This is a genomic window from Zoogloea sp. (assembly GCF_028693495.1).
Taxonomy (GTDB): Bacteria; Pseudomonadota; Gammaproteobacteria; order Burkholderiales; family Rhodocyclaceae; genus Zoogloea.
Genome location: NZ_JAQUVG010000032.1, coordinates 1 through 13,663, shown reverse-complemented (window position 1 = coordinate 13,663; position 13,663 = coordinate 1). Strand labels below are relative to the sequence as shown.

At 64.4% G+C, this 13,663-nt stretch carries 10 protein-coding genes; 5 read left to right on the top strand and 5 right to left on the bottom strand.

From position 1 onward, the window contains the following. Positions 1 to 22 precede the first annotated feature (22 nt). Both nifJ and PHD22_RS07300 read left to right on the top strand, forming a co-directional pair. Entirely contained in the window at positions 23 to 3,589 is a 3,567-nt protein-coding gene (gene nifJ / locus PHD22_RS07305) for a pyruvate:ferredoxin (flavodoxin) oxidoreductase (RefSeq protein WP_299864407.1), read from the top strand. A 10-nt stretch (positions 3,590 to 3,599) separates the two neighbouring features. Then, positions 3,600 to 4,613 (top strand): dihydroorotate dehydrogenase-like protein, encoded by a 1,014-nt coding sequence (locus tag PHD22_RS07300; RefSeq protein ID WP_299864404.1) that lies wholly within the window; start codon positions 3,600 to 3,602, stop codon positions 4,611 to 4,613. Positions 4,614 to 4,626: 13 nt separating this feature from the next. Here PHD22_RS07300 and PHD22_RS07295 read toward each other — a convergent pair whose 3' ends face one another. The 3 genes from PHD22_RS07295 to PHD22_RS07285 all read right to left on the bottom strand — a co-directional run bounded on the left by PHD22_RS07295 (position 4,627) and on the right by PHD22_RS07285 (position 9,130). Then, positions 4,627 to 6,945: a response regulator gene (locus tag PHD22_RS07295; RefSeq protein WP_299864401.1), complete on the bottom strand. Its 2,319-nt coding sequence runs from the start codon at positions 6,943 to 6,945 to the stop codon at positions 4,627 to 4,629. Between the two features lie 82 nt (positions 6,946 to 7,027). Further along, positions 7,028 to 7,897, bottom strand: a complete 870-nt coding sequence (locus PHD22_RS07290) for an alpha/beta hydrolase (protein ID WP_299864398.1) — start codon at positions 7,895 to 7,897, stop codon at positions 7,028 to 7,030. A gap of 30 nt (positions 7,898 to 7,927) precedes the next feature. Then, complete coding sequence (locus PHD22_RS07285) at positions 7,928 to 9,130, bottom strand: ammonium transporter (RefSeq protein ID WP_299864395.1); 1,203 nt, start codon at positions 9,128 to 9,130, stop codon at positions 7,928 to 7,930. A 456-nt stretch (positions 9,131 to 9,586) separates the two neighbouring features. Here PHD22_RS07285 and PHD22_RS07280 point away from each other — a divergent pair, with 456 nt between their 5' ends. The 3 genes from PHD22_RS07280 (at position 9,587) to PHD22_RS07270 (ending at position 11,853) form a co-directional block, all read left to right on the top strand. Beyond that, a complete protein-coding gene (locus PHD22_RS07280) occupies positions 9,587 to 10,006 on the top strand; it encodes a prepilin-type N-terminal cleavage/methylation domain-containing protein (protein ID WP_299864392.1) in 420 nt (139 codons plus the stop codon). A 70-nt stretch (positions 10,007 to 10,076) separates the two neighbouring features. Continuing rightward, positions 10,077 to 10,685: a 1,6-anhydro-N-acetylmuramyl-L-alanine amidase AmpD gene (gene ampD, locus PHD22_RS07275; RefSeq protein ID WP_299864389.1), complete on the top strand. Its 609-nt coding sequence runs from the start codon at positions 10,077 to 10,079 to the stop codon at positions 10,683 to 10,685. A gap of 463 nt (positions 10,686 to 11,148) precedes the next feature. Continuing rightward, positions 11,149 to 11,853, top strand: a complete 705-nt coding sequence (locus PHD22_RS07270) for a transglycosylase SLT domain-containing protein (RefSeq protein WP_299864386.1) — start codon at positions 11,149 to 11,151, stop codon at positions 11,851 to 11,853. Between the two features lie 97 nt (positions 11,854 to 11,950). On the opposite strand, the gene PHD22_RS07265 is transcribed toward PHD22_RS07270, so the two are convergent. Together PHD22_RS07265 and PHD22_RS07260 are read right to left on the bottom strand one after the other, a co-directional pair. Next, positions 11,951 to 13,108: a pyridoxal phosphate-dependent aminotransferase gene (locus PHD22_RS07265; protein ID WP_299864384.1), complete on the bottom strand. Its 1,158-nt coding sequence runs from the start codon at positions 13,106 to 13,108 to the stop codon at positions 11,951 to 11,953. Positions 13,109 to 13,231: 123 nt separating this feature from the next. Further along, positions 13,232 to 13,663: phosphoenolpyruvate carboxykinase domain-containing protein (locus tag PHD22_RS07260; protein ID WP_299864379.1), on the bottom strand; the 432-nt coding region annotated here is incomplete at its 5' end.

Genomic DNA, 13,663 nt, shown 5'->3' with positions numbered 1-13,663 from the left:
CACCCCACCCCAGGGAGCCGCGATGAGTACCACTCTCAATCTGGATGGCAACGAAGCTGCTGCACGAATGGCCTACCTCGGTGCCGAGGTCATCGCCATCTATCCGATCACCCCTTCGTCGAACATGGGCGAGTGGGCCGATGAATGGGCGGCTCAGGGACGCCCCAACCTGTGGGGTTCAGTTCCCCGGATCATCGAGATGCAGTCGGAAGGAGGCGCAGCCGGAGCCCTTCACGGAGCCCTCACCTCAGGTGCCCTGGCCACCAGCTTCACTGCCAGCCAGGGGCTGCTGCTGTTCATTCCCAATCTTTACAAGATGGCCGGCGAGCTGACCCCCTTCGTGCTTCATGTGGCTGCCCGGGCAGTCGCCAGCCACGCCCTGTCGATCTTCGGTGATCATTCGGATGTCATGGCCTGTCGGGCCACGGGCTGTGCCTTGCTGGCCAGCAATTCGGTCCAGGAGGCCCAGGACATGGCCCTCATCGCCCAGGCGGCAACCCTGGCCGGGCGAATTCCGGTGATCCACTTCTTCGATGGTTTCCGGACCTCCCATGAGGTTGCCAAGATCGTGGCCGTGGAGCCGGCGACCGTGAGGGCGATGATCGATGACGACCAGGTGGCCGCCCACCGGGCCCGGGCCTTGTCCCCCGAGCGTCCCATGCTGCGGGGTACGGCCCAGAACCCCGATGTGTTCTTCCAGGGGCGGGAGCGCAGCAATCCCTTCTACGACGCCTTTCCAGGCATTGTCCAGGCCGCCATGGACCGCTTTGCAGCGCTGACCGGGCGGCGCTACCGGCTTTTCGACTATGTGGGGGCGCCCGATGCGGAGCGCCTGATCGTGGTGATGGGCTCCGCCGGGGAAACGGTGGAGGAGACCGTGACCCATCTGGTGGCCCGGGGCGAGAAGGTCGGCCTGCTCAAGCTGCGTCTGTTCCGGCCCTTTGACGGACGTGGGGTGCTGGCGGCGCTGCCGGACAGCGTCACCGCCATTGCCGTGCTCGACCGCTGCAAGGAGCCCGGTGCCGATGGGGAGCCACTCTACAAGGATGTGCTGACGGCCCTTGCCGAGGGGGCGGCCGATGGCCTGCGGCCGATGCCCCGGGTGATCGGCGGGCGCTATGGGTTGGCCAGCAAGGAGTTCACGCCGGGCATGGTCCGGGCCGTCTTTGACGAGCTGGCTGCCGCCACGCCCCGGCGCCGTTTCACGGTGGGCATTCACGATGACGTGACCCATCTTTCCCTGTCCTGGGACGAGACCTTCCGCACCGATGCGGCGCGGCGCCTGAAGCACGCGGTGTTCTGGGGGCTGGGGGCGGACGGAACCGTCTCGGCCAACAAGAACTCCATCAAGATCATTGGTGAAGCCACGCCTCTCCAGGCCCAGGGTTATTTCGTCTACGACTCCAAGAAGTCCGGCGCGGTCACCGTATCCCACCTGCGCTTCGGCCCGGATCCGATCCGCTCCGCCTATCTGGTGGAGGAGGGCATGGCCGATTTCGTGGCCTGCCATCAGACGGTGTTCGTCGAACGTTACGACCTGCTGGCCCATGCTGCACCCGGGGGCGTCTTCCTGCTCAACACCCCCGTCCCGCCAAGCTCCGTGTGGGCCAGCCTGCCGGCCTCCCTGCAGGCCGGAATCCGGGAGCGGGGGCTCCGGCTGTGGGGGATCGACGCCTACGGCGTGGCCCAGCAGGCGGGCATGGGGCGGCGCATCAACACCATCATGCAGACCTGCTTCTTTGCCATTGCGGGCGTCCTGCCACGGGATGAGGCGGTGGCCGCCATCAAGAAGGCCGTGGAAAAGACTTACGGACGCAAGAGCAAGCGCCTCACCGACCTCAACCACAAGGCCATCGATCTGACCCTGGCCGGGCTCTTCGAAGTGAGCCTGCCGGAGCAGGAGGCCAGGCGGGAAACGGAAATGCCCTCCCCGGCGGCGGAGCTCCCCCCCTTCGTGCGGGACTTCACCCTGCCCCTCTACCGGGGAGAGGGCAACCGTCTGCCGGTTTCGGCGATGCCGGCGGATGGCACCTTTCCCACCGGCACGGCCCGCTACGAAAAGCGCAACATCGCCCTGGAGATTCCGGTCTGGGACAGCGACCTGTGCACCCAGTGCGGCAAGTGCGTGTTCGTCTGTCCCCATGCGGCGATCCGGGCGCGGGTCTTCCCCGAGAGTGCCACCGAAGGGGCGCCGGCGGGCTTCAAGCATGTGCGGGCCAAGAGCAAGGATTATCCCCTGGGGACCCGGATCAGCTACCAGGTGGCGCCGGAGGATTGCACCGGCTGCGGCGACTGCGTGGAGGCCTGCCCGATCCACAACAAATCCGATGTGAGCCGCCGGGCGGTGAACATGGCACCGCTGGAACCCCTGCGGGAACAGGAGAAGGCCAGTTTCGACTTCTTCCTGACCCTGCCGGAGTTCGACCGCAGCCAGCTGCGCCAGGGAACCTTGCCGGGCGCGATGCTGCTGGATCCGCTCTTCGAGTTTTCCGGCGCCTGTGCCGGCTGTGGAGAGACTCCCTACATCCGCCTGGCCACCCAGCTCTTCGGTGACCGGATGCTGGTGGCCAATGCCACCGGCTGCTCATCCATCTATGGGGCCAACCTGCCGAGCACACCCTACACGGTCAATGGGGCCGGGCGGGGGCCGGCCTGGTCGAACTCCCTCTTCGAGGACAACGCCGAGTTTGGCCTGGGCATGCGCCTCGCTGCGGATCAGCTCATGGATCACGCCAGGTATCTGGTCCGGGAGCTGGCCGGCGACATCGGCGCTGACCTGGCGGTGGCCCTGGTCGAGGCGGAACAGCATCAGGAAACCGGTCTGCGGGCCCAGCGGGAAAGGGTGGCCGTCCTCCGGAGTCTGCTGGAGCGGAGTCATCATCCCCGTGCCCGCGAGCTTCTGGCTGTGGCCGAATGGCTGATCCGCCGTTCGGTATGGATCATCGGCGGCGACGGCTGGGCCTACGACATTGGGTATGGGGGCCTGGATCACGTGCTGGCGCTCAGTTTCGACGTGAACATCCTGGTGCTGGACACGGAGGTGTATTCCAACACCGGCGGGCAGACTTCCAAGGCCACGCCGGTGGGGGCCGTGGCCAAGTTCTCCGCGGGGGGCAAGTCCACGGCCAAGAAGGACCTGGCCCGGATCGCCTCCGATTATGGTCATGTCTATGTGGCCACCGTGGCCTACGGGGCCAAGGATGTGCACACCCTGAAGGCCTTCCAGGAGGCCGAGGCCTACAATGGCCCGTCCCTGATCGTCGCCTACAGCCCCTGCATCGCCCACGGGGTGGACATGCTCTACAACCAGCGCCAGCAGGACATGGCCGTGAAATCGGGGCACTGGCCCCTGTTTCGCCATGATCCCCGGCTGGAGGCGGTCGGGAGCAATCCGTTCCGGCTGGATTCCGCGCCCCCGAGCCTGCCCATCCGCCAGTTCATGGACAGTGAAACCCGCTTTGCGATGCTGGCCCGCAGCCATCCGGAGGTGGCCGAGCGCCTGATGCTCGAAGCCCAGAAGGAGGCCGACCGGCGCTATGCCGCCTACCAGGCCCTGGCTGCCAACCCTGCTGCCTCGAAACCGGAATGAGGATGCCGTCATGATCGACCTGTCCACCGACTATCTCGGGCTGCGCCTGAAGAACCCCCTGGTGCCCTCGGCCTCCCCCCTGTCCCGCAACCTGGACACCCTGCTGCGACTGGAGGATGCGGGAGCGGCGGCAGTGGTGCTGCATTCCCTCTACGAGGAGGAACTCGTTGCCGAGGACGCGATGACCGAGCGTTTCCTCCTTCACGGGGATCTTCACGATGCGGAGGCGCATACCTTCCTGCCCGATCATGGCCAGTTCGTGGGGGCCCTGGAGTGTTATCTGGAACACCTGCGCAAGGTCAAGGCGCGGCTGAAGATCCCGGTCGTTGCCAGCCTCAACGGGGTGACGCCTGCCGGCTGGGTGGATCTGGGCAGGGAGCTCCAGCAGGCCGGCGCCGATGCGCTGGAGCTCAACGTGTACTACGTGGCCGCCGACCCGCTGGAGAGTGGTGATGTCGTGGAGGCCCGTTATCTGGCCCTGCTGACGGAATTGCGCCAGGTGGTGAGCATTCCGGTGGTGATGAAGCTGTCGCCCTTCTTCTCCTCGCTGCCCCATTTCGTGCGCAAACTGGAAGCCGCCGGCGCCAGTGGCGTCGCCCTGTTCAACCGGTTTTTCCAGCCCGACATCGATCTGCAAACCCTCGAAATGGTGGATCAGCTGGCCTTGTCGAGCCGGGATGAAACCCTCCTGCGGATCCGCTGGATTGCCATCCTGCGCTCCCAGACCCGCCTGACCCTGGCTGCCACCGGCGGGGTGTATGAGCCTGAAGATGCCCTCAAGCTGCTGCTCGCCGGTGCCGACGTGGTCCATCTGGCCTCCAGCCTGCTGGCCCACGGCCCGGAACGCCTGACCCATATCCTGCAGGGCATTTCAGACTGGCTGATGGAACGGGAGTACGACTCCGTGACCCAGATGAAGGGTAGCATGCGCCAGTCCCGCCTCAGGGATCCGAGCGCCGTGGCGCGGGAGAGTTATATCCGGGTGCTGGACAGCTACACCCCTCGCAGCGGGGTCTGGCGCTGAACCGCCCAGGCGTTCAATCCGCTTGTTGCGGAAGCCATTTGAGGAGCATCGCGTAGAGGGCGTCGGGCTCCACGGGCTTGGTGAGGAAGTCGTCCATGCCGGCAGCCAGGCAGCGGGCCCGGTCCTCGGCGAAGGCGTTGGCGGTCATGGCGATGATCCGCAGCGCTTTCCGGTCGGGCAGGGCACGGATCCGGCGGGTGGCGCCAATCCCGTCCAGCCGGGGCATCTGCATGTCCATCAGGACCAGGTCGTAGCCGCCCTCAGTGATCCTGTCCAGGGCCTCCTGGCCATCCACGGCGGTGTCGGCCTGCAGGCCCGCGGCCTGCAGAAGCTCCAGGGCCACCTCCCGGTTGATGATGTCGTCGTCCACCAGCAGCAGGCGGAGGTGGCTGCCGCAGGCCTGCAGGCGGGCCAGGGTTTCCCGGGCATCGGGGATGGCGGCGTGGGCCTCCGTGGTGCTGGACCCCGGAGCCAGCCGGGCGGAAAACCAGAACGTGCTGCCTTTGCCGGGTTCGCTCTCGACGCCCGCTTCGCCCCCCATCCGCTCCGCCAGCCGACGGGTAATGGCCAGGCCCAGACCGGTGCCGCCGAAGCGTCGGGTCATGGATACATCGGCCTGGACGAAACTCTGGAACAGCTGGGCCTGAATTTCCGGAGAAAGGCCGCTGCCCGTGTCGGTCACGGCGAAGCGTACGGTCAGGGTCTGGTCGGTGCGCGCGGTGACCCGGGCGGTGAGGACAATCGATCCACTCGCGGTGAACTTGACTGCATTGCCTGCCAGGTTCAGGAGGGCCTGGCGGATGCGCGTCACATCCCCCTTGAGCCAGAGGGGCGAGGGCTCGCAGCGGGTGAGCACGGTCAGCTGTTTGGCCTGAGCGGCCTCGCCAACCATCGCGCAGACCTGGTCCAGCACACCCTCCACGGAAAAATCGATGTTCTCCAGTTCCAGTCGCCCCGATTCGATTTTTGACAGGTCGAGGATGTCGTTGATGATGCGCAGCAGGTGCCGCGCCGAGGTATCGATTTTGTGCAGGGCGTCGGTGTCCTCGGGGGAGCGTCCCGGCTTGTGCTGCATCAGGTGACACAAGCCGAGAATCGCGTTCATCGGCGTGCGGATCTCGTGACTCATGTTGGCCAGAAAGGCGCTCTTGGCCCGGTTGGCCGCTTCGGCCTGGGCCTTGGCCTGTTGCAACTCTGCCGTGCGGGCGATCACCAGTTCTTCCAGATTTTCCTGGTGCAGCTTCAGTTCCTGAGCACGCCGTTGCAGTTCGCTCGCCGTGTCATTGAAATGTTCGCTGAGCTCTGCCAGCTCCTGGGGCAGGCGGTGGGTGGAGAGGCGGGTATCCAGCCTGCCCGCGCGGACCTGCCGGAAGGCCTCGGCCAGCCGTTGCATGCCCCGCTCGACCAGCCGGTACAGGAAGTAGCGGGCCAGCAGCAGCGAGGTCAGGGCTGCGACCGCAATGGCCCCGAGCTGTTGCCAGAGTTTTTGTTCGACGGGCGCCAGCACCTGCCGCAAGGGGGCTGCGACGCTGACAAACAGGTCGCCGTTGGCCAGCGTGACAGGCTCCAGGAAAAACAGCCGGACCACCCCGTCCAGGCCTTCCATCTCCACCTCGTCTTTGCCGCTCCGGACGGTCTCGATGAATTTCTGGCGGCTCTCTTCAGGCAGGCGGGTGTGGCGCCACTTGTCGGGGTCGGGATAGCGGGAGAGGGGTTCTCCGGTGGCGGTGAAAAGGATCGAGGTCCAGCCTTCGGGGAGCTGCTGACGGGTGGTGAGCCGGTCGAACCAGGTGATGTCCGTGGCGGCAAAGGTCACGGCCCGGAGGGTATTGTCCGGTGCCCGCACCGGGTAGCCGAAGGTGATGCTGACCTTGCCCGAGATCCGCCCCACCAGGAACTGTCCCTTGGTCAGCCCCGGGCCGCTGCGGGCCTGCTGAAACCAGGTCCGGTTCCGCACGTCCACCGGATGGGGCGTGGGGACCAGACTGCAGAAAACCTGGCCGTCCGGGGTGACCGCACCAAGATTGGCGATGTCATCGGCGGACTGGGCGAGGCGTTGAGTGAGCTCGGTGCAGGCCTGCGGGTCCAGGTCAGCCAGATCGTTGGACCGGGCCATGGTGGCAAGCAGCTGACGGACCTGCCGCTCGGCTGCTGCCTCCTCGATGTGCACGATTCTGGCCATCAACCGGGCCTGCTGCCGCATCCCCTCAATGGTCTTGTGCCGTTCGCTCTGGTAATGGAACAGGATCAGCGCTGCCAGGGGGGCGATGGCCAGCAGCAGCACCAGCCACAGCCTGCGCTTGAGTGAGGGGGTGGTGAGGGAAGGGGCCACCTGAGCATGTCCTGAGGGTGAAAAACCACGGAGCCATGGCCGATTATGCATCAATCCCTGTCCCTTGCAGGGGGTGGCAGACTCAGGCCAGCATGAAGTTTTCGATCAGGCTGGCCACCCGTGCGGGCTGGTCATGCTGGATGTTGTGTCCCGCATCGGGGATCCGGTGCACCTCCACCTGGGCAAAACTGGCCAATCGCCGTTGATATTCGTCGGGCTGGTCGTGAAAGCGCTCATGGATGAAGCCATCCTCGGCCACCAGCATCAGCACCGGCGCACGAATCCGGCGCCACAGGGCCATCGCATCTTCAATCCGGTAAAGATGGGGTGAAGCCTGCCGGTGCCAGGGATCAAAGGCCATCTCCACCCGGCCATCGGCGGTCTGGCGGCTGAGGGCGCGGGCCAGGAACAGGGCCTTGTCCTCCGGAAGGCGCCAGTTGCCCTGCTGCAGGCGCTTGGCAAGGGCGGGGATGTCCGGGTAGCTGCGCAGGCGGGGAGGCTGGTCCAGCCCATCCATCCACTTGGCCAGCTGGGCGGGGGCATCCACCCCCGGGTCGGCCACGAGGCCCAGGAAGTCCAGCATTGCCAGCCGGGCAACCCGCTCAGGCCGCAGGGCTGCATAAACCGAGGCAATGTTGGCACCCATGCTGTGGCCGGCGATCCGGGCCGGGGCGTCGGGCGAGTAATGACGGACCAGGGCATCCAGATCGGCGTAATAGTCGGGAAACCAGTAGGGGCGGGCCAGCCACTGGCTGCCGCCATAGCCCCGCCAGTCGGGCGCGATCACATGCCAGCGCTGCTGAAAGGACGCCACCAGCCATTGAAAGGTGGGAGAGGCATCCATCCAGCCATGCAGCAGGAAGAGAGGCGGGGCATCCTGGGGGCCCCAGTGCCGGACGTGGTAGCGCAGGCCGCGGATGTCCAGGAATTCAGAAGTGCCGGTATCGTGCATGGCGCGCACTTTACCGGCCAGCCGCGGGACTTACCAGTGGGTTTCCCGATCCGGCGTGGCGGTGATCTTGTGGATGCTCAGGTCCGCCCCGTCGAACTCCTCCTCCGGAGCCAGCCGGATGCCCACCACGGTCTTGAGGGCGCCGTAAACAATGGTGCCGCCCGCTGCCGCGATGACGATCCCGGCCAGTGTGCCCAGCACCTGGGACACCAGGCTGACCCCTCCCATGCCGCCCAGCGCCGGGCTGCCGAAGATCCCTGCCGCAAGGCCGCCCCAGGCACCGCACAGCCCGTGGAGAGGCCACACGCCCAGCACGTCGTCGATCTTCCAGCGGTTCTGGGTGAGGGTGAACAGGATCACGAACAAGCCCCCGGCGATCAGCCCCGTGGCCAGGGCGCCCACCGGATGCATCAGGTCGGAGCCGGCACACACCGCCACCAGGCCGGCCAGCGGGCCGTTGTGGATGAAGCCCGGGTCGTTCCTGCCCAGGACCATGGCCGCCAGGGTGCCCCCCACCATGGCCATCAGGGAATTGAGGGCCACCAGCCCGCTGATCTTGTCCACCGCCTGGGCCGACATCACGTTGAACCCGAACCAGCCTACCGTGAGGATCCACGCCCCCAGGGCCAGAAAGGGAATGTTCGACGGCGGATGCGCGGCCACGTGGCCTTCCCTGGTGTAGCGGCCGCGCCGGGGCCCGAGCAGCAGGACCGCCGGGAGCGCGATCCAGCCCCCCACCGCATGGACCACCACCGAGCCGGCAAAGTCATGGAACCTGGCTCCGAAGCTGGCCTCCAGCCAGGGCTGCAGGCCCAGGTTGTCGTTCCAGGCGATGCCCTCAAAGAAGGGGTAGACAAAACCGACCAGCAGGAAGGTGGCGACGCCCTGGGGGTGGAACTTGGCCCGTTCGGCGATCCCGCCGGAAATGATGGCCGGAATGGCTGCAGCGAAGGTGAGCAGGAAGAAGAATTTGACCATCTCGTATCCGCTCTTCTGGGACAGCACCTCGGCGCTGCTGAAGAAATGCACGCCGTAGGCGAGGGTGTAGCCGATGAAGAAGTAGGCCACGGCCGAGATGCCGAAATCGGTCAGGATCTTGACCAGCGCATTCACCTGATTCTTCTTGCGGACCGTGCCGACCTCCAGAAAGGCGAAGCCGGCATGCATCGCCAGCACCATGATGGCGCCGAGCAGCACGAAGAGGGTACTGCTGGCGTGACTTGTTTGCTCCATTGTGGGCTCCCGTTGCGAAGCGGGGCACCAAGCAGGTGCTGTGCCAGCCCTGGCAAGCAGGATTGTTGCGTTAAATCAGGAGGTTGGTTTACGGATGCCGCACTTTTGCGCACTGCAGGCGTGCATACGGAAGAAGCGCGCACCAAAACCATGCATGCCTGAGGGGGTCGGGAGGCTGCCCTCCGCGCCGGGGCTGCTATCGAAAACCACCAGGTCGATAGAATTTTATGACTGACGAATTTTGTCATCAATGTGACAAAAATGGTCACACCCGGTGTAGGGTTTTGCGGCAAGGCCGTTCGACGGAAATGTTGAAATACGGATCAAGTTTCTGATTTGAAATGCTTTTAATTTTTTTGTAATGCCTGGCACAAGCTTTGCTGAGGACTCCTCGAAGGATCGAATCCTCATCCGATCCCCGACTTGGTGGTTCACGTACTTCACTGGAGACACATCATGAAAAAGCAAGGTGGTTTTACCCTGATCGAACTGATGATCGTTGTGGCGATCATCGGCATTCTGGCGGCTGTGGCGGTTCCGCAGTATCAGACCTACACCAAGAAGGCCAAGTTTACCGAGGTTGTCCAGGCAGCTCAGGGATTCAAGTCTCAGGTTGAAATTTGTATCCAGACGCGTCCGGACCCGGCCGCTGAAGTCACCGGTTGTGCTAACGGGAATGGTGGGGTTGCTGCTGCCCCGGCGGCTTATGGCAAAGTTGCCTCGGTGACTGTTGAAGCCAACGGAACTATTACCGCCAAAGGTACTGCCGCAGACTTCGGAACCGCCTACACGTATATCATGGTCCCGACTCCTAGTGCTTCCGGCATTACTTGGGCAACCAATACAGGTACCTGCGCTGCTGCTGGTCTTTGCTAATACAGTCGCGTAAGCAAGCTTGATGTTAAGGGTCTGAATAGTACTTTCAGACCCTTTTCACATTTTTTACATGTTCATCTCTGGCTGCATATCCTCCAATTTTGATGAAAAGCCGGTCGGCGTAGATGTTTCCGTAGTCGTCATCCACGCCATCAGCCTTCCCCCCAGCCGCTTTGGTGGTCCCGGTGTCGAGCAACTCTTCACCAACACCCTCAATCCTGCCGACCATCCCTACTACGCGGAGATTCACCAGCTCCGTGTTTCAGCCCACTACTTCATCCGGCGCGACGGTCGGGTGATCGAGTTTGTTCCCCCTGAGATGCGGGCCTGGCATGCGGGGGTGTCCTCCTGGAAAGGACGGGAGCGCTGTAATGATTTCTCTGTCGGGATTGAACTGGAAGGGTGCGATACCCTGCCTTTCGAGCCGGTCCAGTACGAGGTGCTGGCCGATCTGCTGGTGGCTCTCAAGGCCCGTTTTCCTATCGAGGACGTAGTGGGACACTCCCATGTGGCGCCCGGACGCAAGACGGACCCGGGGCCTTTTTTCGACTGGTCCCGGCTGGCTGCGTGTCTGGCAGGGCGCAGTGGCGCAGAGGGCTTGTGCCTGGCCGAGAATGGGCCTGAGGCCGTCGCAGACTCACGCCGCTGGCCTTTTCCGTTGCAGGCGCGTCCAGGCTGATCCTGCCTGCCCTGTCCTTTGCGGCCCGCCTTGCCGGACATGGCTTCAGGGTCTCCGAAAGATGCAAAAGGAATCGTTCTGCTGCCCCTTGCTTGCCCCTTTGTTTGACAAAGTTCAATCGAATCAATAGAATGCGTTCCAGGTGTCGTAATTGGTACCGTGTTGTTATTCATTGTCGGTATTGAAACTGCTGCATGGCCGGGCTTCTTCCCCATGGTCAACGGCCTTGTACAGGCCGGGTTTCGATGCTTTTTTTGGCACGCTGTCCTGGTTGCGTCAGCGTGTTTGGATCAACCCCTGGCGACCTGATCCCAAGACGCCACCTTCCCGTTTTCAGGGAGGTGAGTGGAGCCCGGCCCCATTTTCGTGGGTTTTCCGGGTGATGCGAACGAGCGATTTCCCTTGATGTTGCGGGGAGGCTGTTCCTGCGTGCTCGTGATCGTGGCCACAGAAAGGAGAGCCCATGTCCGCAACTCGTATCGCGAAGTACGCACGTCACGCGGCTTCATTCATGCTTCACTTCACCCACGGCGGTCTTCTCGTCGCTGGCCTTATCGTTACCCTTTTTGTAGCGTCCCGCATTGCCAACCACGGTGTTCAGGGTCTCGCCCTGGGCAAGTTGCTCGGTGAATCCGCCTCTGTGGCTGCAGTGATCGAGGAGCCGGCGACCGAGATCGTCACGGCCCCTGAAAATCCCTCCATCAAGTTGTCCCCTGACCTCCAGCGGGTCAAGATGTACATCGCCAAGCGTTACCTGGTTTCGCCGGTGGCTGTCGAGCCCCTGCTGGCTTCTGCTCAGCAGGCGGGGCGCAGCATTGGGGTGGACCCCCTGCTGTTGGTGGCCGTGATGGCCATCGAGTCCCGCTTCAATCCCTTCGCCGAGAGCCCGATGGGGGCCCAGGGCTTGATGCAGGTCATCCCCAAGTGGCATCCGGACAAGGTGGATGTGGCCTCCGACAAGAGCGCCATGTTTGATCCGGAAACCAACATCCGGGTAGGTGCCCTGGTGCTCAAGGAGTACATCCAGCGCACCGGTTCGGTGGAACGGGCCCTGCAGCAGTACAACGGCTCCAGTGATCCGGCTGCCCCCTACGCCAACAAGGTGATGGCCGTGAAGGCGGCTCTGACCCAGGCGGCGCGAAGCGGCGGAAAACTGGTGGGTGCCTGACGAGCGCCCTTGGGAAGAAGCAAGAACCCGCCGCCTGGCGGGTTTTTGCTTTCAGGGGGCTGGAGTTTGCCTGGCGGAGCGGATTCCTCGCAGAGCCTTACCGCAGCACCCGCCCGATCCGCTCTGCTGCTTCGATCAGCCGGGTCTCTTCGGTGGTGTAGGCAATGCGCAGGTGGCGTTCGGGGGCGTTGTCACCGAAGTCGAGGCCGGGGGTGGTCGCCACGCCGGCTTCTTCGATCAGCCGCCGGGCAAGGGTCTCGCTGCTGTCGGCGAGCCCGGAGATGTCGGCGTACAGGTAGAAGGCGCCCTGGGGTTCGGTGGCGAAGCGGAAGCCGATGTCCCGGAGGGCGGGCAGCAGCGCGTTGCGGCGGTGGGCAAAGGCGTGGCGACGCGCCTCGAGGATCTCCAGGGTGCCCGGTGCAAAGGCCGCCAGGGCGGCGTGCTGGGCCGGGGTGGAGGGGGAAATGAAGAAGTGCTGGGCAAGCTTTTCGATGTCCCGCACATAGGCTTCGGGAACCACCATCCAGCCCAGCCGCCACCCGGTCATGCCAAAGTATTTGGAGAAGCTGTTGACCACGAAGATGTCGTTCAGACGGGTGAGGGCCGTGCTGGCCTCAACACCGTAGTTGAGACCCTGGTAGATCTCGTCGACGATGAGGGTGCCACCGCGGGCCTGAACCGTGCGTTGCAGGGCTTCGATCTCGTCCAGGCTGAGGAGGGTGCCGGTGGGATTGGCAGGGCTGGCGACCATCAGCCCCCGGGTTTGGGGCGTCCAGGCGGCATCCACCTGGGCCGGGGTGGGCTGGAAGCGGGTCAGGGCGTCCACCAGCAGAGGCACGGGGCGCCCCTCGAAGCTGCGGACCAGGTGGCGGTTGGAGGGATAGCCGGGGTCAGGCAGCAGCCATGCGTCGCCTGGGTTGGTCAGGACGCCGAGGGCCAGCATCAGGGCTCCGGAGGCTCCGGGGGTGATGATGATCCGTTCGGGGGCGACGGCTGCACCAAAGCGGTGGGCGTAGAAGCCGGAGAGGGCTTCCCGCAGGGCGGTCAGTCCCAGCGCCGGGGTGTAATGGACGTGCCCGCCGGCGAGGAAGCGCTGGGCGGCTTCCAGGATGGGGGGCGGACTGGGAAAGTCGGGCTCTCCCACTTCCAGGTGAATGATGTCGCGACCCGCGGCGCTGAGCTCATGGGCGCGCTTGAGGATCTCCATGACGTGAAAGGGCTGGATGTCGGCCATGCGACGGGCGATGGGGGGCATGGGTGTCCTTCCTGTGTTTTGGTGGGGCAAATTCCCTGGCCCTGCCAGCCAATAAAAAAGCGCCGATGGCTCGGCGCTTTCTGGGGCCTTCAGGGCAGCCGGGGGGCTGCCATGAATGTACGCTTACAGGGCCAGTTCGAACAGTTCGCGCTTGAGCATGAACTGCTTGGGCAGGCGGTCCTGGAGTTTTTCGAACCATTCCTGGTGACCGGCGAGCTCGCTCTTCCAGGCTTCGGCGTCGATCTTGATCAGCTGGTCGAACTCTTCCTTGGTGACGTCGGAGCCGGTCCAGTCGATGTCTTCGTACTGGGGCATCCAGCCGAGGGCGTTCTCGGTGGCGTGGACACGGCCGCGGACACGGTCGACGATCCACTTGAGAACGCGCATGTTCTCGCCGAAGCCAGGCCACATGAACTCACCCTTCTCGTTCATGCGGAACCAGTTGACGCAGAAGATGCCGGGGGCCTGATCGACGGTGTGACCCATCTTCAGCCAGTGGTTGAAGTAGTCGCCCATGTGGTAGCCGCAGAAGGGCAGCATGGCGAAGGGGTCGCG